The organism is Peribacillus sp. JNUCC 23, from assembly GCF_053653995.1.
Map to the genome: position 1 here is coordinate 2564956 of NZ_CM132202.1, position 22725 is coordinate 2587680.

At 36.9% G+C, this 22725-nt stretch carries 18 protein-coding genes; 2 read left to right on the forward strand and 16 right to left on the reverse strand.

Annotated elements, in window-relative coordinates; translation table 11 throughout:
* Positions 1–63 precede the first annotated feature (63 nt).
* The 3 genes from JNUCC23_RS12415 to JNUCC23_RS12425 all read right to left on the reverse strand — a co-directional run bounded on the left by JNUCC23_RS12415 (position 64) and on the right by JNUCC23_RS12425 (position 5055).
* On the reverse strand, positions 64–2928 hold the full coding sequence (locus JNUCC23_RS12415; protein ID WP_454211710.1) for an ATP-binding protein: 2865 nt from the start codon (positions 2926–2928) through the stop codon (positions 64–66).
* Positions 2918–3286 carry a response regulator gene (locus JNUCC23_RS12420; RefSeq protein ID WP_062179083.1) on the reverse strand — a complete coding sequence of 123 codons (369 nt, stop codon included), beginning with the start codon at positions 3284–3286 and terminating at the stop codon, positions 2918–2920. Before JNUCC23_RS12420 ends, JNUCC23_RS12415 begins: the two co-directional genes overlap by 11 nt.
* Before the next feature lie 152 nt (positions 3287–3438).
* The gene (locus JNUCC23_RS12425) at positions 3439–5055 is read right to left on the reverse strand and encodes a GGDEF domain-containing response regulator (RefSeq protein WP_454211713.1); all 1617 of its coding nucleotides are present in this window, start codon (positions 5053–5055) and stop codon (positions 3439–3441) included.
* Between the two features lie 436 nt (positions 5056–5491).
* On the opposite strand from JNUCC23_RS12425, the gene JNUCC23_RS12430 reads away from it, so the two are divergent.
* Positions 5492–5602, forward strand: coding sequence for a DUF6366 family protein (locus JNUCC23_RS12430; RefSeq protein WP_403070986.1), 111 nt, complete (start codon positions 5492–5494; stop codon positions 5600–5602).
* A 293-nt stretch (positions 5603–5895) separates the two neighbouring features.
* On the opposite strand, the gene JNUCC23_RS12435 is transcribed toward JNUCC23_RS12430, so the two are convergent.
* The 7 genes from JNUCC23_RS12435 to JNUCC23_RS12465 all read right to left on the reverse strand — a co-directional run bounded on the left by JNUCC23_RS12435 (position 5896) and on the right by JNUCC23_RS12465 (position 12696).
* Entirely contained in the window at positions 5896–7383 is a 1488-nt protein-coding gene (locus tag JNUCC23_RS12435; RefSeq protein WP_403070983.1) for a sodium:solute symporter family protein, read from the reverse strand.
* Complete coding sequence (locus JNUCC23_RS12440; protein WP_403072115.1) at positions 7380–7577, reverse strand: DUF3311 domain-containing protein; 198 nt, start codon at positions 7575–7577, stop codon at positions 7380–7382. Before JNUCC23_RS12440 ends, JNUCC23_RS12435 begins: the two co-directional genes overlap by 4 nt.
* A gap of 134 nt (positions 7578–7711) precedes the next feature.
* Positions 7712–9088, reverse strand: a complete 1377-nt coding sequence (locus JNUCC23_RS12445) for a dihydroorotase (protein WP_403070980.1) — start codon at positions 9086–9088, stop codon at positions 7712–7714.
* Between the two features lie 15 nt (positions 9089–9103).
* Complete coding sequence (locus tag JNUCC23_RS12450; protein WP_062179071.1) at positions 9104–9835, reverse strand: IclR family transcriptional regulator; 732 nt, start codon at positions 9833–9835, stop codon at positions 9104–9106.
* A 205-nt stretch (positions 9836–10040) separates the two neighbouring features.
* Positions 10041–11273 (reverse strand): M20 family metallo-hydrolase, encoded by a 1233-nt coding sequence (locus JNUCC23_RS12455; protein ID WP_454211716.1) that lies wholly within the window; start codon positions 11271–11273, stop codon positions 10041–10043.
* A 12-nt stretch (positions 11274–11285) separates the two neighbouring features.
* Complete coding sequence (locus tag JNUCC23_RS12460) at positions 11286–12053, reverse strand: IclR family transcriptional regulator (RefSeq protein ID WP_403070971.1); 768 nt, start codon at positions 12051–12053, stop codon at positions 11286–11288.
* A complete protein-coding gene (locus tag JNUCC23_RS12465; RefSeq protein WP_454211718.1) occupies positions 12046–12696 on the reverse strand; it encodes an AroM family protein in 651 nt (216 codons plus the stop codon). The genes JNUCC23_RS12460 and JNUCC23_RS12465 overlap by 8 nt, the downstream gene beginning before the upstream one ends.
* Positions 12697–12996: 300 nt before the next feature.
* Between JNUCC23_RS12465 and JNUCC23_RS12470 the strand changes: the two genes are divergently transcribed.
* A complete protein-coding gene (locus JNUCC23_RS12470) occupies positions 12997–14181 on the forward strand; it encodes an alanyl-tRNA editing protein (RefSeq protein ID WP_454211720.1) in 1185 nt (394 codons plus the stop codon).
* A gap of 95 nt (positions 14182–14276) precedes the next feature.
* On the opposite strand, the gene helD is transcribed toward JNUCC23_RS12470, so the two are convergent.
* The 6 genes from helD to JNUCC23_RS12500 all read right to left on the reverse strand — a co-directional run bounded on the left by helD (position 14277) and on the right by JNUCC23_RS12500 (position 22507).
* Positions 14277–16529: an RNA polymerase recycling motor HelD gene (helD, locus tag JNUCC23_RS12475; protein WP_403070962.1), complete on the reverse strand. Its 2253-nt coding sequence runs from the start codon at positions 16527–16529 to the stop codon at positions 14277–14279.
* A gap of 452 nt (positions 16530–16981) precedes the next feature.
* Entirely contained in the window at positions 16982–17437 is a 456-nt protein-coding gene (locus JNUCC23_RS12480; RefSeq protein ID WP_454211723.1) for a (2Fe-2S)-binding protein, read from the reverse strand.
* Between the two features lie 180 nt (positions 17438–17617).
* A complete protein-coding gene (locus JNUCC23_RS12485; RefSeq protein ID WP_403070956.1) occupies positions 17618–18454 on the reverse strand; it encodes an FAD binding domain-containing protein in 837 nt (278 codons plus the stop codon).
* A complete protein-coding gene (locus JNUCC23_RS12490) occupies positions 18454–20772 on the reverse strand; it encodes a xanthine dehydrogenase family protein molybdopterin-binding subunit (protein WP_454211725.1) in 2319 nt (772 codons plus the stop codon). Before JNUCC23_RS12490 ends, JNUCC23_RS12485 begins: the two co-directional genes overlap by 1 nt.
* Positions 20773–20894: 122 nt before the next feature.
* The gene (locus tag JNUCC23_RS12495) at positions 20895–21515 is read right to left on the reverse strand and encodes a nucleotidyltransferase family protein (RefSeq protein ID WP_454211726.1); all 621 of its coding nucleotides are present in this window, start codon (positions 21513–21515) and stop codon (positions 20895–20897) included.
* Positions 21512–22507 (reverse strand): XdhC family protein, encoded by a 996-nt coding sequence (locus JNUCC23_RS12500; protein ID WP_454211728.1) that lies wholly within the window; start codon positions 22505–22507, stop codon positions 21512–21514. Before JNUCC23_RS12500 ends, JNUCC23_RS12495 begins: the two co-directional genes overlap by 4 nt.
* Positions 22508–22725: the final 218 nt, after the last annotated feature.

Consider the following 22725-nt stretch of genomic DNA (forward strand, 5'->3'; position numbering starts at 1 on the left):
ATCCAGTTATTTTTCCTAAAGATTCCAACATCCCTAACACCAATCCCCATAATTGTAAATTGTTTATTCAGGCACTAAGATTTGACCTTGTTTCCCATTGCTTAACAGAGTGTGCATAATCACTTTTGAAAGTTGACTTGGCTGATAAGGCTTTACTAGATATTCTTGAGCACCTAAAGAAAAACCTTGTTCTTTTTCATCTAGAGCTGTTGAAACAAAGATGGGTATATGTTTGAATCGTTCATTTCCCTTTAATTCTTTCATAACACTCCAGCCATCCATTTCATCTTCTTCAAGAAGAATATCTAGAACAATGGCGTCTGGGGCAGATGTTTTCATTTGTTCCAACGCTTGACTTCCACTGCTAAAGTAACTTACATGGAATCCGCTATCAAGTAATTCAAGTTTTAAAAGTTCAGCTAAACTTAAATCATCTTCAATGACTATGATATTGTAATTCAAATCTGATGAGATTCCTTCCGTTTGTTTCGTTAGCTCCCTTGTTATCACCCTTGGAAATTCAAGCTTGAAGACACTTCCCTTCCCATATTCAGATTCGACGGTTATTTTTCCACCACTAGCTTTAACAATCTCTTCAACAATTGCTAGTCCAAGGCCAGTTCCACCAATTCTTCTGTGATCCGAATTGTCAACTCGATAAAACTTTTGGAATAAATGTGGAATGGCGTCATTAGGAATACCTAATCCTTCGTCCTCAATTTCGATGAATACAGATTCAGGGTTCTCATTTATCCTAACTGTAACATTTCCTCCATTTGGCGAGTATTTTATTGAATTGCTAAGAAGATTCGTAAACACTTGTTCAAGCTTAGATTTATCTCCAAAAATAATAGACTGATGAACACCCGATTCAAACGCAAAATGATGAAGGGTCGTATTCACTTTTTGGTGTTCGATTGTAGTTTCAATAATTGGATATAGATCCACATATTTCTTCTCATACGTTTGCTTACCTGATTCCATTCTTTGAACATCAAGGAAATCATTAATTAATAAAGTTAACCGATTTGCTTCATTATAAATCGTCTGTAAATATTTCATTTTTCTTTCAGGCTTTAATTTTTTATTTAATAGAAGTTCTGTAAAACCAAGGACACTTGCTAGAGGAGTCCGTAATTCATGACTCACTGTGCTTACAAATTCAGATTTCATTTGATCAACTTCGTATTCCTTCGTTATATCACGATGAACAAGGATTGTTCTTAGAGAATCATCCCCATGATAAATCGTTTTCGCATACACCTTCATTACTTGTTTTGTATCCTTTTTACAATAAACAAATGATTGCTCTTCTTCTGCATTTACAGCAGATTCAATAGCTCTTTTCAAATTGACAAGGAATGTATCCCCTTCTATTTGCTCAGCCATAAGCGAGCTCCATTCAGTCCATGACAATCCTATCAATCCATTTATTAATTGTTTTTGATTAAAGATGGAATTTAGACGCTGATTTACTTGAATCATTTTACCATTTTGATCAATCAACTGAATCCCTTCTTGGACTGCATTTAAAATATCTTGATTTAAATTACGATTACTCTCCGTTTCTTCATACATCTTGATTTTTTCAAGAGAAATTGCAATTTGTCTTGCTAATGCTTCATATTCACTCAAATCCTTGTCTGAGAAATTGTTACCATATCGGCTGAACACCATGATAGCTTCAACTTTATGCGAAGATGATAGAACGGGTAAATACAAATCATAACTATAGTTGATATTCTCATGATATCCTTTTTCTGCAATTTCTTGTTCCCGTTTCAAGGTAAATGCTTGCTTTGTCTCAAATAGACGCTGTACCAACCCTATATCCATAAAACGGATAAATCGATCGATACCTATTTGAGTTAGACCAAAAGCGGCATAAGCGTCTTCTTCTACTAGTTTAATGATTCCTCGATCTGCACCAATCAGTTTACACATGTTTTGAACAACACTTTGAAGAACTTCTTTTTTATTTAAGGTATTAGAAATACTATGAATTAATTCATTTCTTCTAGTGAGTTTTTGCTCATGTAATCTGAGATTTTCTAACGTGACTTCAAGTTCATGCTGCTGTGCATGTAATTCATCTTGTTGGGCTATTAACTCTTCATTTTGCGCAACTAATCCCTGTTCTTTTTCTTGAATGCTTTCAACCATCTTCTGGAAAGCAACAGATAGCATACCTAGTTCGTCTTTTCTCTTAGGATCTACATGAATAACCGCTTCTCTACCAGCGGCAATTTCATTTGCGGCAAATGAGAAGTCAATCAGTGGTTTGCCAATATTTCTAAAAATCATTCGAATAATATATTGGACGAGCAATAAGAATAGAACAATAAAACCGATAAAGATTAGCTGTAAATTTGATTGATTTTTACTAAGTTCGACTACATTCTTCGCTAACTGATTATCAAGCGCTGAGCTTTTGGCCTTCGTATCTTTTAGAAACCGTTCCACTTTCATGGTAGTCTCTGTATTTGCTAGATCAAGAATTTCAGTATGATTACCATTTTCATAATTAGTGATAATATTTGGCAACACATCACCAAAGTAATAATCAGAAAACTCAACCATTTCTCGGTAATCGGATTTTTCAGAAATAGTCACACTATCTCGTTCTAGTACTGAAATTAACGCTCTTATACCCTTTTCTTTCCCTCTTGCACGCTCCATCAATTGTGAGTTATTCGATGCAACATATCCTCTAATATCTAAAAAAACAGCGTTATATTCATCATAAATCGTATTAATTGTTTTCCGTTTTTCAACGAGCACTTTGCGATTCTCGATATATTGATGATTTAAGTTTTGTTGAAGAAAAAACAAAATGGCAGTACCAAAAAGACCAAATATTAAACAAGCACTGATGAGTAAAATAACCTGTCTGGACAGGCTGTTCCGAAAATAATTACTAAGCCTCATTTACAATTTCCTCAATTTTTTCTAAAAGTTTAAGAGGACTGAATGGTTTTTCCATAAAGTAGTCAGCACCTGCTAACAGAATTCTTTCTTGTTCATAGGCTTGGCTTTTTGCTGAAAGCATCAAAATTTTCGAATGTCCCAGCGTTTCTCCTGCCTTAATTTTTTCAATAAGCTCAAGACCTGTATATACCGGCATCATATAATCAAGAATTACAAGATCATATTTTTCCAATTTCAAATAATCAAGTGCTTCTTGGCCATCAGCCGCTTCGTCAACGATAAAATCTTCATCCTCAAGCGTGTCAACAATTAACATCCGTAACACTGCTTCATCTTCTGCCAATAAAATCCGTTTCATGTTTTTTCCTCCTTGAATAAAATGAGTAGAAATCGAAAATAGCTGAATCACCCACATTATTTTTCTATCATACTCATACTTGTAAGTGATCTTCTAATAACACCCATTCTATATAGATCGGATTTTTTGTCAGTTTTTCTAGCTTATCTGCATTATTTTTCTCGTTTTAGTAAACGTTCAATTCGCGCCTGTAGTTCAGGCATTGAGAATGGCTTTGTAACATAATCATCTGCACCAAGCTTTAATGCTTGAGCAATATTTTCTTTGCTCTTTCGTCCAGTCAGCATTAATACCGAGAATTGGTTTGCATAAGGACCAGTTTTCACTTTTTGTAGGACCTCAAGTCCATCCATGATTGGCATGACACCATCAACAATCAAAAAATGATCCCGACCGTCATCTGCCCTTCCTGATTCAAAAAATAAAGGCCCGTTTTCAAAGACGGCAATATTTAGTTCTATATGACCCATGTCAATCGATTCGATTATTTTATAAAGCATGGTCCGAATAATGATATCATCGTCAATGACTGACACATTAAGTACATTCTTTTTGTAACAAAGGGATTTTCCAGCAGTTTCAACTCTCGCTCTACCTAATCGCTTTGCCTCATATAAGGCATGATCTGCATACTTAAACGCTTCGTCAGGAGTTACGAATTCATCATCAACCGTAAACAATCCAGCAGAGAATGTGACTGTAAAACTCTTCTCTTTATAAATAAACACTTTTTGGGAAAATGCATGAATAAGTTCCGTCAGCCTTTGTCGAGCATCTGTATCCTTGGTTCCTGGAAATATAATGACAAACTCTTCTCCCCCATACCTGAAAATTAAGTCGGAACTTCTAATGGATCTCTTAATAAATTGGGCAAATTCATTTAACACTATATCCCCATACAAATGTCCATATGTATCATTCACATGCTTAAAGTAATCAATATCTACCACGCTGATTGAGAAAGCCTGTTTCGACCGTTTAAATTCTTGAAAATATCGTGGAAGCGTTTCTTCCAAAAATCTTCTATTATAGATTTGAGTTAATTCATCTATTAAGACCGATTGATCAAACATTTTCTTCCTTTGTAAATGTCGTTCTATCTTCACGATGAACTCTTCTATATCAATTGGCTTACCGATAAAATCATCTGCACCAGATTGATAAGCTTTTATTCTTGTTTGCTTGTCATTTTGTATACTTATTATCATCTTGGGAATGAAATACTTTTCATTATGAGTCTGTATATCCTCTAATACGTGAAAGCCGTCTTTCGTCGGTAAATGTATATCTAGAATTAAAAGATCAGGCTGCATTTCGAAATATTGATTAACCGCTTTTTCAGGATCTGTATTCGTTATAACCATCCAACCTTTTTCTTCAAGCACATCTTTAAGTAGGATTAACATGGACACATCATCATCAATGATTTGGATAAGCTGTGCGTTCGATTGTCTGATTGCGCCTGTTTTCATCGTTACATGTTCATAGTTTTCATATTCGTAGGTTAATTCCATCAAATCAAATAGAAAGCTTCTTAGCTCATCAAGCTCCCAAACCTTTTCACTATTCTCATCAAGCACAGAAAGTAGCCGATCAGATACTTGCATCAGGCCCCCAAGCTGAATGGTTCCAGCAGTTCCTTTAACCGAATGAAGAAAACGATAGACTTCTCTTTGAGGAATCCTTTCATTTTCTTTAGATTCAAACCAATCCATTAGAATTTTTTTCGTATTCTGTATTAAATGATTTTTATATTTTTCCAGATTCACAAATATCCCCCTATTACTAACGTACCTTCATCATAATACAATCGACTCGCATTACATAGACATTTTTCTGTGGTAAAGGCGCGGGGCTTCGCGCGGTCAGCTCCGCACCACAACCTTCATTAGGTTATACAATTCTTAAACTTTAACTTTTTTCATCGTAAGGCTTTGGGTCGGACGCTCATGAAAGTTTTCTATTTCAACTTACATTTTGCTAAGAGGGTTACATATTTAGAAAAGGCTGTTTTCTAAAGGATTGTTGTTTATTAAATGCGAAAATTTATCAATTCTAAAAAGATAAATTTATATAATGTAGATTAAGTAATAGATATTAGATGAATAGAAAGTGGGGGTGGGGTAATGAGTAAAGATTCAGAAACTCTGAAAAAGAAGAGAGAGGCTAAGACAAGAAGAATAAAAAGGAAATCCAACTGGAAATATGAACAATGCGTTTTACAGGTTTGTTAATGGAAATCTTGCTGATTTAATAGATAGTTTAAGTTGGAATGGTACTGGAATACCTTCCCTCTTAATCATAATAGGTTTGTAGTCGCATCAATATTCTTATAATAAAGAGACCTCTTGTTGTGATCTTTTATTATGCGCTTCTTAACATATCAACTGTTTAACAGTCATGTTCAATTAAATCACACTCTATGCGAAAACAGCCTTTTCTAAAATATTCTTTCAAAACAAATTAGGAATGTCGTATTCATAAACAAAAGGGCACTACTTCTATAGTTTGTGTTCTACAAACTATAGAAGTAGTGCCCCAACATGCATCCCTTTTGGTTTATAGTAGTTAATCAACAGTCGTTATATTAATTCTATATTCAACTCTATTTAACTCGTTAACTTTATATCGCTTTTTTTTCCATTAGTTCTATCATTCATACTAGTATTTTTTGTAAGTGAACTTACAATAAACATTACCAAAATATTAGCAGCAAGAGCGATTATGCCAATATTCAAATCTTGAATGACACTTGGAAGCGATGGAAATAATATTGCCATTGTTGTTTTCGTAAATGTGACATAGATAACAATCGCTACACCTACCAGCATTCCGATTCCAGCACCATATTTAGTAATTCCATTATTTTTTCTTAAACTTAAATACAACGACGGAGCCATTTGGGTAATTAAACTAAATGATGTCAAATATAAAGTGGCTAATGTGCTACTTTCACTCATGGAGAAAAATGCACATACTATTGATAATAAAACAACAAATCCCTTTGCAAAGAGTGCTTTATTTTTATCAGAAACATTGGGCTTTAATGGTTCTATCACGTTGGTCGTAATCATTGTCGCCGCTGACATTAACATCATCGATCCGGGAACTAGCGTTGCAAGCAATCCTGTTGCACCTATAATACCGACAAACCATGGATCAAACGACTTCATTGAAAGTTCTAACAATGCAAAGTCACCGTTTTTTAAGCCAGGAAGCTCGACAATTGCTGTAAATCCAACAAAATAAACAAATAGTACCATAATAGCGTATATCGGTAGCAATACTGCATTTAAACGAAATGCTTTTGCATTTTTAGACGCAAATACTGTTGGTGCAACATGAGGCCACATGAAATACGCAAAGGAACTAATTGCTACAGTTGAGATAAACCATGAAACGCTCAAACCTTTCTCAGGAAGGGTTAATGCTTGAGGCCTGACCTCACTAACCGCTTGGAACAGCCCTTCAAAACTTCCGTGATAATGCAGCGGTAAATAAATTCCTAAAAATAAGATAACAAAGAATATTAAAAAATCTTTAATTGTCGAGGTCCATGCCGATCCATGAATTCCTGAGACCATAACATAACCTAATAATGCAATCATCCCCACCCAAATGGCTACATTTGATGAGATAGCACCGTATGATGTTGCTGCAACTAAAATCCCCATTGATTTAAACAGGATTGTGATATACGGAATCAGTGCAACTACACCTACTATTGCAACGAATACTCCAAGACCTGTACTGTTATATTTCTTGGAGAAGAATTGCGATTGAGATACTACATTGTTTTCTTTCGCATATTTCCAGATGACCGGTAATAGCCAATACGATGTTATTGTTCCTAAAGCAGTGAAAGCTAATAAATAAAAGGCTGCTGCGCCGTTATTAAATGCTAAACCACTCGTTCCTAGCAACGTAAAAACGGAATAAGTTTCACCAGCTAACAGGAGGAATACAAATATCCCGCCAAAACCCCGGCCGCCAATTGCCCATTGTTCCATACTCATATTTTTCCCACGTTTGGCTAAAAGCCCCAAAATAATACTGATGATTAAAAATAGGATGATAATTAACAACGCTATATTCATTCTTCATTCTCCTTATTAAGAGGATCCAAACGATAAATAACGAACATAATCACTGAGCATAATATTGCCCAAAATATGATCCAAAATAAGAAAAACGGTAATCCTAATACATAAGGTTCGACTTTGTTTACAAAAGGAGCCCCACCTAGTATTGCAATAAAGGGTATTAACGCTAGTAAATAGTATAACTTCATATCTTCACCATGCCTTTCAAATGTGATAAAGTACACTCGTTTTACTTGATTAAACATTTAAGGAAATCAGATGGGGTTCTTCCCCATCTGATTGGAAGCTCCTACCTAAAGAAGTATGGACCTTACCTTAACACTTACATAGATACAGTTGCTTTTGCTGCTGATCCAGCAACAAATTTACCGTATCCAGGATTTTTAGTTACATTTTCACCATCGAAAACTTCTTCCCCACGAACAATGGTAGAAATCACTTTACAATTTAATTCTTGTCCATCAAATGGAGTTAATTTCGAGAAGGATTTAAATGAATTTTGGTCAATAACTGTTTTTTGATTCGGATCAATTACAGTAAAGTCAGCATCAAACCCTACACTGATTTGTCCTTTTCCAGGGATAGCAAATACTTCTGCTGGATGAGTAGACATTAAATTTGCAAAGTCATTTGGTGATAATTTCCCATTTGAAACAGTGCTATTAAACATTAACGGTGTCATAATTTCAACACCAGGCAGCCCAGATGATGCAAGAAAAATATTATCATTTCCTTTAACTTTTTGCTCAGCACTCCATGGAGCATGGTCAGAAGAGATTAGATCTATATTGCCTTCTTTAATATGCTCCCATAACCCTTGAACTTCCTCTTTTTCTCTTAATGGTGGGTTGTTTTTCGCAACTGGCCCGTATTTCTCCAGATCATCTACATCCATTAATAAATACGGATAGCATGTTTCACAAGTTACTTTAACTCCTTGAGCTTGGAATAGTTTAATCAAATCTATTGTTCTCGGATGACTAACATGAACAATGTGAAGTTTCACATTCGTCCAATAGGCGAATTCCAATAACTTTAATACAGCACTTGTTTCAGTAACTGGCGGGCGTGTTTCGTTATGCGCTTTAGGATAAACCTTTCCTTCTTTCTGATATTGATCAATCATATCAACTATGATTTCATCGTTTTCCGAATGGAAAGCAGCTCGTAAACCTGTTTCTTCAATCAGTTTCATAGCTTTTAAGATTTCCGGATCTGGAATTCTCGGAAAACGATACTCATCTGTTTCAAAAGTAGACATCTTAAAAGCAATCGCTCCAGCTTCTGCTAAAGGAATAATTTGATCTGTTCCACCCTTCTTCGAAATGGTTCCCCATAAACAAATATCTACAACTGCTTCTTCTTCTAACTGCTTAACTTTCTTATTGAATTGCTCAACATTATTAATTGGGTTTGGCAAATCATAAGGCATATCTAAGAAAGTTGTGATCCCACCTGCTGCGGCAGAAGAACTAGTTGTAACAAATCCTTCATTTGGATTACTAAAACAGTGCACATGAACATCAATCGTTCCCGGAAAAACATATGCATCACCAAAATCTTTGATATTTTCAGACTCCAAATTTCCTGATCCTTCATGAATACTAACGATTTTTCCTTCCTTAATTCCAACTTCTCCATGGATTACTGTATCTTTAGTAACAATATTCCCTTTAATAATCTGCTCTACTTTGGTCATGACGTAAAAACTCCCTTATAGTTGATTTTCAATTTTTTCTACAGCAGTTTTTATTGCCTGTACAATTTCATTCTTCTCTTTTTTTTCCATTCTTTCTTTTGGGCCAGCAACACTTAAAGATGCAACTAGCTTCTTGTCACTATCAAATATCGGCATACCATAAGAAATAACACCATCATCAATTTCACTTTCCGAATAAGAATACCCTTTTTGGCGAATTTCCTCTAATTGATTTAACATGACATCCAAATCGAGAATCGTTTGATTCGTGTGTTTTTTTACAACTCCACTAAGATAAAGATCCTTAACAATTTGGTCACCCATAAAAGCCAATAAAGCTTTTGAGGAAGCTCCTCCGTAAATAGGGACAATATTTCCTTGTTCAGAAGAAACCTTAATTGGGTGGCCAGAAGGAACTGCTGCTAAACAAACCGCTTGTAAATTCGAGGGTACTAGTAATATGGAGGTTTCTCCTGTTGATCGAGTTAATTCTCTCATTGCTTCTTGCGAAACGACTGGTAGATCAATATCCATTTTTACAATTTTAGCAAGTTTTAAAAATATATATCCCAAGCTATACAATCCAGGTGAATACTCAATAATGTATCCTTTTTCTTTCAGTACCCTCAAATGCCTGTACACTGAGCTTTGTGGTTGTTGTAGCTTCGCTGCTAGTTCAGGGACAGAAAGTGTTCTTGATTCAAAATCAAATTGCTCTAAAATTTCCAAAGTTTTTTCTGCGCTCACTACAATCCTCCGTTCTTTAGATAATGTGAAATCACCAATTATGTTACAGGTTATCATTTAGTGATAATGCATTATCTAATATTGATAATATATACTTTACAACCCTTTTTTGCAAGCGCTTTTATTCAGAAATTTCATTTAATAAAAAAATCCATTCATCTTTTAAATAAGATGAATGGATTTTTTACAGTATTATCTTTGAAAACTATTTTGAAAACTCTAGAACAGCATTTAACATGGCCTTTGCTCCTAAATATAAATCCTCTTTCTCTGCCCATTCTTCTGGACAATGACTTCTACCATCCTTGCATGGTATAAATATCATCCCTACCGGAGCAAGCAATGACATTTGATTTGCATCATGACCAGCACCGCTTGGTAATTCAATAACGCTATCTGTCACTTTTCTACATGAGTTATGTAATAATTGCTTAATTTCATCATTTATTACAATTGAGCTTGATCTTGAGATATTTTCAATTTGTACATTTACATTTCTAGCCCTCCTAATCGAATCAACATTTTCTAAAAAGTCATTTGCTACTTTGTCAATCACTTCTTCAGAAATACTACGAATTTCAACAGCGAATTCTACTTTTCCAGGTACCACATTTGATGCATTTGGAAAATTATTAAAAACGCCAACTGTTCCAACAACTGGCTGCTCAAATTCTTCATTTGCTACTTTCTCTAGAGCAAGCGTCATTTCAGCAGCTGCTGTAAGAGCATCATTTCTCATATCCATCGGTGTTGTTCCTGCATGATTTGGTAATCCATCTACTGAAATTTTATAGCGTTGAATTCCTACAATCCCTGTTACAACACCTAAACTCGCATTATTTCTTAATAAAACTGGTCCTTGTTCAATATGCAATTCTAAATATAGAGCAATTGTATCTTTCTCTTTTTTACAATTAAATAGAGTCTTTGGGTCTCCACCTGCAAATGAAATCGCAGCTGATAACGATTGTCCATCCGAATTCGTGTAAGTCAACATTTCCTCAGTTAAGTTACCAGACCATGCACGGCTCCCAACTGTAGATAAACCGTATTCTGATGGTTCTTCTGCTGTAAAATCTACAATTTCAATTGTATGTTTGATTGCAATGTTGTGTTCAACCAAAGATTTAACAATTTCTAATCCTACAAGTACACCAGCAATTCCATCAAATCTACCTCCATTTGGAACCGTATCCGTATGAGATCCAATAACAATTGGAGGTAGATTTGGTTCAGTTCCAATTAAACGCCCAATTACATTAGCTCCTTCATCCTTTTTTACTTCTAAACCTATTTCTCTCATTTCATTTATTAACCATTCTCGCCCTTCGTTATATTTGGCGGTAAATGACCGTCTCGTCCATGGTTGATTCTCAATTGTGATAGCAGCTAAATCATTTATTGTTTTCCATAATCGATCTTTATTTATCAATTCCATCTCTACACCCCATCAATAGTTTAATAATGCTGACATTTTATCAGCTGAATTTATCACTGTTTTTGAAAGACTTATGATTGTTTCTTCCGAAAATTTTTGACTTATTCCTAGGATGCTAACTGATCCTACTATTTTTCCAGACTTCGAGAATATGGGTGCAGCTACTGCACTAATCCCTAAATCTAACTCCCCATGACTAACAGCAAATCCATTCTTTTTTATTTGTTTTAATTCCTGTTCAAGTATCACTTTTGAAACAATTGTAGAATCAGTAAATTTCTCCAAAACCTCTTCACTCATAATCCTAGCTATTTTAGCTTGAGGAATAAAAGCCAATACCGCTTTTCCAGAAGCAGCTGCATGTAAAGGTGAATATCTGCCAATAATATGGGTGACATGTACAGATTTGGGACTATCTATTTTATCAATGCACTCCACTTTTTCGTCAACAAGAGCCGAAAGAGTTACCGTCTCTGAACATTGACTCGATAATTTTTCTAATTCCGGTCGTAATGTGCGCTGCAGAGCTTCATTTTTATCAAATCGATCCACAATAATATTAAATTCCTCAGGACGCAAACCATAATCACCATTATCTTGTTGAAAGACGAATCCTCTTCTTTGTAGCGTTTTTAATATTCTGAATAAAGTTGATTTATTTATCTTCATTATTTTAGATAATTCACCAATTGATATTGGTCTATTAATAATCGATAAATGTGATATAACTTGTAATCCTTTATCTAAGGTTAATAAAATTTCTGAACTATTTTTATTCATTCCTAACTGCCTTCACTTTCTGAACAATTAAATGTTGGGCGTTATAGCAAGTACATGAATATTCACTTTCAATTTGAGCTACTAAATCCGATTCATACCCATAGCAATCCATGATCACATACTTTGGATGATGTAATTCAATCTCTCTAATCATTTCTTCAAGTACTGCTTCAGATTTTGGATGAACAGCTACAATATGTTTATTCCCTTCTACAATTGCCCATTTTATTTTCGCTGTTCCTATCTGTTCTTTGATTGGAACAAATATTATCGTAGTATCACCGTTTTTTATATTTCCTACCTTTTCTTTCAATTCTTTAATCGGATAAATTATTTCTGTTCGATTAGATGTATACGTAAATTCACTCATGCACAACACTGCAATAACTTCAGAACAATCCTCATATTTTTTTATTGCATCTTCTACCTTTTTTTCGATCGTGCCTTGGCTCATATTTGCCATTCCATTTCTCAATACAACGTATAATTTTTCTTCTCCTGGCTGTTTTACTAATACATCTATTTCATTTTGAGAAACATGATCAAGTGCACCAACCAGTTGATAATCACATATACCCTCTTTTTTAAACGCTTTCAACAAATCATCTCTAGGGGTCTGGCCAATTGTTATTAAAGTAACCATCCTATACCTCCAATATTATTTATCGTTTCAATTATAGAAACAATTGTTTCTATAATTGATATATTAGAAATATTACCTAATGGGATTTACATTGTCAATTTACTTCCTGGAAATAAAAAAAACTGAAACCCTAATAAATTAAAGGTTCTCGGCAATTGGAAAGCAAATAATCGAGAAAAAGAAGCTAGATTTTTTAGAGCGCTATAAAATTCTACTATGAAATCAATACTCAGATTATCTATATTATTGGTTCATTCTTACATGATATAATGACGATATTTGGTTCAGGAGGAGAAAGTAATGACAACGAAATTATATTATGATGATACTTCAATAAAAGCATGGGATTCTGAAATCCTGACAGTCACTGAAAAAGACAGCCATTTCTACGTTACACTGCAAGAAACGGCTTTTTATCCAGAAGGTGGTGGCCAGCCATCAGACCGCGGAAAGATCGCTGGAATTGATATAGTAGATGTGCAAGTTATTAATGAGGAAATTGTTCATGTTTTAACTAGAAAACCAGAACTAGGTAAGGTTTACTGTGAACTTGACTGGGAGCGTCGTTTTGATCATATGCAACATCACAGTGGTCAGCATCTGTTGTCAGCAGTATGTCGTGAGTTATTTGACGCAAACACATTAAGTTTTCACCTCGGAACAGACTATGTGACGATTGATGTGGACAGAAAAGAATTTTCCAAAGATCAAGTCAACAGTTTAGAACAACTAGCGAATCAATATATTTTCGAAAATAGAAAGCTGCACACCTATTTCATTACTTCTGAACAACTTAAGGAATTGCCAGTCGTGAAGTTACCTAAAGTTACGGAAAATATTCGTATTGTTGAAATGGAAGGAATCGAATATAACCCATGCGGTGGAACTCATGTCCGGCAAACAGGCGAAATTGGGATGATTAAACTGTTGAAAATGGAAAAACAAAAAAGCTTCACTCGTATTTATTTCAAATGTGGATTTCGGGCGTTACGAGATTTCTCAGAAAGCTTAGCAATAATCACAAGATTATCCAGTAAATACAGCGCGGGACGAGATGACATTCTTGACCGTATAAATAGGTCTGAGCAAAACCAAAAGCATCTACTTGATGAAAATGAAAAATTAAAAGAAGAGATGGCATTATTTGAAATGAAAGAAATCTTGTCTGAGAACAACGGGGTACTTATCACTCGTGAATTTTCCAATAAATCATTAAAAGAACTACAGCTGCTTGCCGCGAAGATTACCTCTAAACGAGATGCTGTTGTCCTTTTCGGCTCTGTTCTAGAAAATAAAGCAGTGCTTTATCAAAATGGGGTAATAGGGGTGAATTGCGGACAATTTTTCAAACAGAACTTAGGAGTGTATGGTGGAAAAGGTGGTGGAAATGACAAATCAGCTCAAGCTGGATTTTCCAATTCTGAATCATTAGCCGGTTTTTTAACCTTTGCGGAATTGGAACTAAAGAAATTGACTGTGGACTAACAAAAGATATTTTTTAATGATTAAAATACTGAAATAACAGTCTGAACCCTTCTTCATTAAGAGAGTTGGTTCAGACTTATTATTACATCGACGGTTCACTTTATTAAAAAATCCGCTTCTGAGTTTCCGATAAAATACAAGCGATGTAGCGTTCTTGTCATAACCACATAGAGCAGTTTAATGTCTAGTTCACGTTCTCGCTCATATCGTTCGTTCAAGGAAATCGCAAACACGCAATCAAACTCCAAACCTTTAGCAAGATATGAAGGCAAGATGACCAAACGCTCCTTAGGTATGGAAGCTTGTTCTTCTAGCAAGCAAACGGTTGAATCGATCTTACTCAAAATGTTATAAACTTTACGGCAATCAGCCATTGTTTTTGCAATCACAGCAAATGTCCGTAATCCTTGCTCTTTCATTTTAGTTGCCCGCTCAAGTAGTTCTTTGCCCCATCTATCATCCTCTATTTTTATAAATAACGGTTTCTCACCATGTCGAACAACAGGCTCTACTTGAGGAAAACGATAAGGCAATAGATCCAATAGTTTATTTGCTTCATTCATAATTTCTACTGTTGTTCGATAGCTTTTCTTAAGTTCAGTGTAGGTAGCCCTTGGAAATATGCTCCGATGGACCTCATCCCATTCCTCTAATCCACGATACGAATAAATACCTTGAGCAAGATCTCCAACAAGCGTAAACATATCAGTGTCCGAAGCCGTTTTTAACGCCTGCAGCTGCATAAAGCTGTAATCTTGAGCTTCATCGATGACAATATTCTTCGCTCGCTTTTCTTTATCTACCCCAAAAAGGTGGGAATAGAGATAAAGAATTGCTCCTAAATCCTCAAGTTCATATTGCTTTCTTTTAAAAAGCTGCGATTGATATACACAAAGACGCTTTGCTTCATGTATGGATAGAGACTCTTTGCTATATGTAACTAGTATTTCTGGATCAGAGAACAACTCCTGATAATACTCAAAAATCATTTTTCGTTCAAATTGTTTAAAATAGTTTTTAACAGAATTGCGCACTTCTTTCTTAATGTCTTCCTGGCGTTCTGCTTTCTTATCAAGACATTTTGTCACATATTCTCGTCGGACAGTAGGGTCAATATTTTTATATAAAGCTTTCTCAATTCGAGCATCATAGAACCTCTCCACTCGCTCGAGCATCGCTTTTTTCTTAGATTTCACTAGACTTTGCAAAATTTGTTTTAATTTATCAACCCGAGTATATACCGGCATATACCAATATTCTTCCACTAATAGCTTTTTGAATTTTTTAGCAGAATATAAGCGATACTTATCACAATAAAAATCTTCATTTGGAACAAATCGATTAATAATGTCCATGATAAATTGATCAAGAATTCCTTTAAATTGCGAAGAACCTTTGATACTAGATACCCAGATGGACTCCAATGTCTCCTCATCATTTCTTTCAAGCAAATTGGTTAGTTTCTTATCAGGAACAAGCTTCAATTCGCGTTCAATTGCCACTTGTACATATTCAGAAAAGGTAAATTGCTTCGCTTTCTCGACTCCTAATTCAGGCAGCGCCTCCGAAATATAATCAATAAACAGACGACTAGGAGCAAGAATCATCAGCTGTCTTGGATCAAACAAATCTTTGTAGTGGTAGATGAAGTAAGAAATCCTATGCAGAGCGATCGTCGTCTTTCCGCTTCCCGCAGCCCCTTGAACGATGATCGGTTTATTTAAGTCTGCTCGAATAATCTTGTTCTGCTCTTCCTGAATCGTTGAGACAATTTCTGTCAGACGATTACTCGAACTCTTTGAAAGCGATTCTTGAAGAAGTTCATCGGTTGTCGTTAAATCAATGTCTCGGATCTCTTCTAACTCTCCTCCATCAATCATTAATTGCCGTTTCAACGTAATATCTCCCGAAAAACTCTCCCCTTCTGCTTCATATGTGACCGGTCCGATTCTTCCTTCGTAGTAAAGGTTCGCAATCGGCGAACGCCAATCCACGATAATTTGCTCCTGATTTTCCCGCTGATAAAGGGATGCCTTTCCAAAATAAAGAACTTCCTTTAGATCGTTTTCATCACGTGAAAAATCGACCCGAGCAAAATATGGTTTACTTTTTGCTTTTCTTAAGTTTTCCAACTCAGCTTTCGACATATCAAAAAAATTGGCCGTTGTTAGCAATTCTGAATACCGTCCCGACTCTTGCCAATCTTCATCTCCAAATGTCTCCTGCATAATTTTCTTAAATTGATCTTTACTCGTCGCAGCGGTCTTTACGACTACATCAATATAGCGCTTCGTAAATTCTAATCTTTCTTGTTCATGTTTCAGATCCGGATGCTGCTTCGATGTCATTGTGTTCTCCTTTCATCTCTTGAAATAAGCATCTTGACAATCGTTTGCAACGGTGAAATGGATAATAAATATTATCAGAAAACTCCGCCGAATGCAAGAAGAAAACCTATTTCAAAAGGAAAACGATGCCGTTTATCCCGGCCCGGTGTTTTTGTCGCCCTGACCTACGTCCAGCTAGTTATCGCTAGGAATGAACAAGCCCCCCCCACATAGTCAAGTTGTTATGAAGCTAGTACTTACGGAGACTTTTCTTTTCTGTGGAAAAGGGGCGGGGCTTTGCAAGATCAGTTCCGCACCGTCACCTTCAAGGTGTTTCAATTGGAGAACCTGAACCTTTTTCATCGTTGGGTTGCGTGTAGACGCTCATAGATGTGTTTTATGATAATTTCATCGAGTTACCATTTTCGAAATAGTACATTTGATACTTTATGCTTCCAAAGTTCAATCTTTGTTCAATTCTTCTCTAAAACGGATTTAACCGCCTTTTCGATTTCAGTATAGCCTGTGCAGCGGCAAATATTTGATTCTAGCCACTCTTTTATAGTTGCATCATCAGCATCTGGATGCTTTAGGATGAGCGAATGACAGTTCATAATAAAACCAGGCGTACAGTAACCACACTGAAACGCAAAGTTCTCAATAAAAGCCCGCTGAATAGGTGTGTTTTTCAAACCTTCTATGGTCGTTACATTTTCCCCAACGGCTTCGATCGCGAGCATCAAACACGATTTCATTGGCCAACCGTCAACATTCACCGTACATGCGCCACAGTCGCCATTCAAGCATCCTGGTTTTGCCCCAGTCAAACCTAGCTTTCCTCTTATTGCATATAATAACGTATCTGCCGACCTGACTGTCACCGTGCGAAGATTCCCGTTTACATGTAAATCAATGATTTGCGTTTTCATACTTATTGCCCCTCTCATAAAACGAGTTAGCGATTAGAAACAGGCTAGCGGTGTTCTCCCCAACCAATTGATTACTTAGTCCTAGAGGAAGACCGCTTTTGCTAGACAGTAAACTCATCGACATAACAGATGAGTTTCTGTCAAAAAGGGTTGAGGATTCGTAAAATAAAAACAGAAAACTCAAAAACTAACACCCAATCCCTCTAAAACATCATGCAATAAATTCCGCAACACAAAGAGTCTGTAATCTGAAGAGCCTTCAATATCGTTTAAGATCGGCCTTGGTAATTCTGCTAAAGCAGCGTCAACTCGATCATTAATCGGCCATTCCCGGTTATTTAACGAGTTCTCCACCTTTTTGGATCGAAACGGAAATGGACATAGTCCACTCAAGGCAACACGCACTTCTTCCCCCATTTTTAAAGCGGCGACTGTGATCAATGGATAGCCAGTATCCCATTGCTGACGCCGTTTTATGCTGACAAATGGTGCGCGAATAAATTTCTGTTCTGTTGCAAGTTGAACTAGGAACTCACCATTTTTCAATCGAAGTTGTTCGTGAAAAAGATCATTGATCGGTGCCACTTTTACCCCATCGGGACCGACAATCATCACTTGGCTGTCTGCTAATAAAAACGGCAATACAGTCTCGCGATAAAAAATTTGCGCACAGATATTGCCACCAAGGGTAATTTTCCCACGGGAAGTATGATCAGCCACTTCACTCGCCGTTTTTGTTAATAGTGGAAAAAGATTGGTTTCTTCAATTTTTGTAAGAGTTAATGTGCTTCCGAAGACAAGATAATCCCCTTCAAACTGCATGACCTTGCATTCGGCAATATCTTTCAAATCAATAACCGCTTCAGTATGAACAAGATTAATTCTTCCTAGAGTGATTAATTCCGTACCACCCGAAATAAACATCGACTTTTCCCTATTTCTTGCTTTAGATTGGTAAAGGTCGATCGCTTCTTTCAATGATGCTGGCTTATAATAATCAAAATCAAACGGTAACATTAGCTTTTCGCCTCCTTTGTTTTCCAGATCAACTCTGGAATTAGAGGTAAATGATGAAGTGAAACACCAGCAGCGACAGACAAGGCATTCCCTAGTGCACCAGGCATTCCAAGTAGTCCATGCTCGCCAACCCCGCGTGCCCCGTATGGTGCTTCAAGGTCAGGGGTATAAACAAAATCAACAAGATATTCAGGATTTTCTCCATAATGGAGCGGTCGGTAAGTACGTAGTTGCGGATTCAAAACCCGACCGTACTCATCAAAATAAAACGTTTCTCGTCCAGCAAACGCTAAACCCATACTCATTGCCCCCATCACTTGACCTAACGCTGCTTTTTTATTTAATACATTACCTATATCAACAACCGTTGCCGCCTTCACTAATCGATATGTATAATCACGGCGATCAAACTCCACTTCAACCCCATACGCGGCAACTGTCCATTCTGGTCCAGGCTTCCCTGCCCCTGTTTCAGGATCCAAATGGGTAAGATGGCGCATAATAAAATTTCCTTTCCCGATAATTTGGCCACCGATTGAGTTTCCATTCGGATATTGATATCCATAGCAAATATCTTTATAATGGAGCCCCATTAAAGGATTGTCGCGTAAAAATACCCGGCTATCGGCCAATTCGAGATCTTCTTTTGGTGCCCTTAGTACAATTGAAGCTATCTCCCTCAACTGATTGATGACATCCTCTGCAGCTTCTAATAAGGCTCTTCCCGCCATGTAGATGCCCCTACTCGCGACAGTCTTCCAATGTTCTGGTGTTGTTTGTGTATCTACTTCCATCCTGACATGAATGTTGTCCACATTCATCTTCAGCCTTTCTGCAAGAATTTGAGCAAGAACGGTTTTTGTCCCCGTACCTATTTCAACGACTCCTGACATTATATTTATACTTCCATCCCGATTAAACGTTAAAATCACACCTGAGGGAGCGTTTGGATCAATTGTTGAAGTTTTCCAGCTACAACTAATTCCTTTCACTCTGACCAAGCGGTTATTAATCTCCTTGATCTGTCCCTCATCCCAACGGATTAATTCTTTCAATCTCACAATACATTTCTGCAAGTTTCCAACATTACTTTGATTCAAAAGCACTCTTGTTGGTGTTGTATGACCTTGCTTAATAGCATTTCTATAACGTAGCTCAAGTGGATCAATTTGGAGCTTTTGCGCTAATAAATCCATCGTTCTTTCAATGGCAAATGAGAGTTCCGAATGACTAAAACCGCGGAATGGTGAAGCATATGGATGATTCGTGTACATACAGTACGAATCACACCATAGGTTTTCAATATTATAGGGACCTGTGCAGTCAACAGCCCCAGCTCTCGTTAAATCAATCGCTTTATCCGAGTAAGCTCCACCATCCCATAAATAACGAATTTCAGCTACTTTGATGATCCCAAGGTGGTCAGCTCCGAATTTTATTTTTGCATCCAAGCCGATATGGCATGGGGACATTAAAATATCTTCTTCTCTAGTATTTAATATTTTCACCGGCAATCCGCCAACTGCTTTCGACCCTAAATAGGCAAGGATTTCAAGCTGCACGGATGCCTTGCCGCCAAATGCACCGCCAACGAGTGGCGTTTCCACAATTATTTTTCCAATATCTTCATTAAAGTATTTCGCGATTAATTGTTTAACCATAAATGGGGCTTGCGATGATGTCATGATTTTGATGGTTCCATCGGGCAATATCTCTGCAATGGAACATCTAGTCTCCATCGCAACATGATCGGATGGTGGAAATGAAAAGTCTGCTTCGACAGTCGTTACACTTTCAGTCCAGCCTTTTTCCATATTGCCTTTTCGGATTTTGATATGTGTTGCTATGTTTGTTCCTGGAACAGGGGAGGTATGTTTTTCTTTTACATATTCTCCTAAGCGCTCATGCACTAATGGGGCGTCCTTTTGAAACGCTTGTATCGGTGAATGAACTACAGGCAGTAATTCATACTGGATCTTAATCCGGTCGGCTGCCTTTTTTGCCTGGCCTGGTGTATCAGCAATAACAAGCGCAATCGCTTCTCCATGGTAGCGCACCTTATCGACAGCGAGCGGCGGTCTATCACGAATATCTTCACCAGTAAGCGGAAAATGTTCGCCAGCGAGTATCGCTCTAACGCCCGGCATTTTCCTCGCCTCTATTGTGTCGATTTTAACAATCTTAGCATGGCCGTACGGACTAATAACGACTTTCCCTGAGAGCATAGTATTTGAGTGGTGATCATGTGTGTATCTCGCTCTTCCGGTCACTTTATCCTGAGCCTCTTTACGAATGATACTTTTTCCGATAACATCCAATTTCACCACTCCGATTTCTTCAAAGTTTATATTTTTCTAAGTTTCGACGTGTAAGTTTTAACCGTCCGCATTGTCAGAGGTTATCTGCCAATTTTAAAGATTTTTCTATAAAGCTACTTATTTTATTTTTTTCGCATCTGTTGCATTAAAAGTTGATATTCCTCCTCTGTATCAATATCAAAAAAATGAAGATCACTATTTATTTCAATTTGTTTTCCTTGTTCTCTCATTTCCTCACGAATAACCGTTCGAGCTCCTTGATCACCTGTTAATTCAAATAACATTGGAAAGAAACTCTTTGCAAAAAGGACTGGTGGCTTTATCATTCCTTCATGTGAAAAAGAAACATAAGAACCCCTTTGCGAGATTTTAAATTCATCAACTAAGCGATTTATCATCTCGCTCGTTATAAAGGGCTGATCTGCAAGTAAAACAACCACGCCAGTAGCACCCATATCAGCCGCCATCCTTACACCTGCTTTAAGTGAAGCACTTTGGCCGCGATCAGCTTTTAGGCATTCCAAATAACTCCAACCCTTGTTTTTCGAAAAAGGTGCCAACCACTCAAGAGAATCTCCCTCCCGAGTAACAGCGATAGTGCAATCAAGTTTTGACTCAAGCGCCGCCCTGAAAGCCATACTTCCTAAGAATTGATTACCAACTGGTAAATTAAGCTTAGCTCTACCCATTCTGCTACTTTTACCTGCTGCTAGATAAATTCCCACTAAACTAGAATGATTCATACAAATTCCACTCTTTTACGAACAGGTTTTCTCCATACTTCAATCATTTCAGCTAAAACACTTACCGCAATTTCAAAAGGGCCTTTAGCTCCAATCGGTAAGCCAATTGGCGAATGAATCCACTCTGGAACGTTTTCACACTTAAGAAGCCGCTTTGTCCTTTCTTTTGGACCTAAAATACCTAAGTACCTTATCTTTTTATCTATTAATGACAAAAGAATTTGTTGGTCCCGTTGAAAATGATGCGACATAATAACAACAAAGGCATCGGAAGAAATCGAGATTTTTTTCATAAGTTCAGTTGGAAAGCCAATAAAAAGTTGATCTGCATCCGGAAAATCCTTCTGCTGACAGAACTCTTCCCGCCAATCACACACAGTTACAGAAAAACCAGTTTCTGCTGCAAGAGAAACGAGCGGTTTAGCATCAGGACCTGCACCGAACACAATTAAATGTGGTTTCGGCTGATAAGTATGTTGAAAAATCGGTTGATTTGTCATTACTCCACTTTTTACATCAAAATTTATTTCAGGTATTTGACCTGACCACCTTCCGAATGCCTGATCTTCACTTGGGATAAAGATATACTCCCCTGCTTCTGAATACTTTTTCAACCATACTACTTTTTGATTGGAAGTTAGCAATTTCTTTACTAAAATGAAATCTTCCTGAACTTTTCCATTGACTGGCTCAAGCAATATATCAATTATTCCACTACAGCCAGCCCCTTGGCCCCACGCTAAATCAGTTTCTTCGCTCATATCGTACTGAAGCAAAATAGTTATTTGTTTTTTCAACACTTCTTGTGCTTGAATCGCCAAATCCGTTTCTAAGCAACCAGCACTTAACATGCCTATTTGTGTTCCGTCTTCAAAGATAAGCATTTGAGAACCTTCTTTTTTATAGGCCGATCCTACAACCCGAATAACGGTCGCTAATGCTTTTTTCCTTGTATCGTCAATCATTTCTAATATTCGGTAAATATCTTCCATGTAACTCCCCCATCTCATACAAAACTCCTATGGCGCTAAACGTCACCATTTACTTTGAAGGATCCGTCCTGCAGCACGTTACACTCGCCTAATCACAATGGTTGCGGTGCGGAGCCGGATTTTTGATTTAGAAGTACTTTCTTAATAATGTACGTATATCTACATAGTAGATTGGCTAGATTAGTAAGTCGCGAATCCTAAGTCCCCATGTCCTTCAT

Coding starts and splice junctions, on each gene's coding strand:
- JNUCC23_RS12415 (WP_454211710.1), bottom strand. CDS start 2,928: ATGAGGCTTAGTAATTATTTTCGGAACAGCCTGTCCAGACAGGTTATT.
- JNUCC23_RS12420 (WP_062179083.1), bottom strand. CDS start 3,286: ATGAAACGGATTTTATTGGCAGAAGATGAAGCAGTGTTACGGATGTTA.
- JNUCC23_RS12430 (WP_403070986.1), top strand. CDS start 5,492: ATGAACAATGCGTTTTACAGGTTTGTTAATGGAAATCTTGCTGATTTA.
- JNUCC23_RS12435 (WP_403070983.1), bottom strand. CDS start 7,383: ATGAATATAGCGTTGTTAATTATCATCCTATTTTTAATCATCAGTATT.
- JNUCC23_RS12440 (WP_403072115.1), bottom strand. CDS start 7,577: ATGAAGTTATACTATTTACTAGCGTTAATACCCTTTATTGCAATACTA.
- JNUCC23_RS12445 (WP_403070980.1), bottom strand. CDS start 9,088: ATGACCAAAGTAGAGCAGATTATTAAAGGGAATATTGTTACTAAAGAT.
- JNUCC23_RS12455 (WP_454211716.1), bottom strand. CDS start 11,273: ATGGAATTGATAAATAAAGATCGATTATGGAAAACAATAAATGATTTA.
- JNUCC23_RS12460 (WP_403070971.1), bottom strand. CDS start 12,053: ATGAATAAAAATAGTTCAGAAATTTTATTAACCTTAGATAAAGGATTA.
- JNUCC23_RS12465 (WP_454211718.1), bottom strand. CDS start 12,696: ATGGTTACTTTAATAACAATTGGCCAGACCCCTAGAGATGATTTGTTG.
- JNUCC23_RS12470 (WP_454211720.1), top strand. CDS start 12,997: ATGACAACGAAATTATATTATGATGATACTTCAATAAAAGCATGGGAT.
- helD (WP_403070962.1), bottom strand. CDS start 16,529: ATGACATCGAAGCAGCATCCGGATCTGAAACATGAACAAGAAAGATTA.
- JNUCC23_RS12480 (WP_454211723.1), bottom strand. CDS start 17,437: ATGAAAACGCAAATCATTGATTTACATGTAAACGGGAATCTTCGCACG.
- JNUCC23_RS12485 (WP_403070956.1), bottom strand. CDS start 18,454: ATGTTACCGTTTGATTTTGATTATTATAAGCCAGCATCATTGAAAGAA.
- JNUCC23_RS12495 (WP_454211726.1), bottom strand. CDS start 21,515: ATGAATCATTCTAGTTTAGTGGGAATTTATCTAGCAGCAGGTAAAAGT.
- JNUCC23_RS12500 (WP_454211728.1), bottom strand. CDS start 22,507: ATGGAAGATATTTACCGAATATTAGAAATGATTGACGATACAAGGAAA.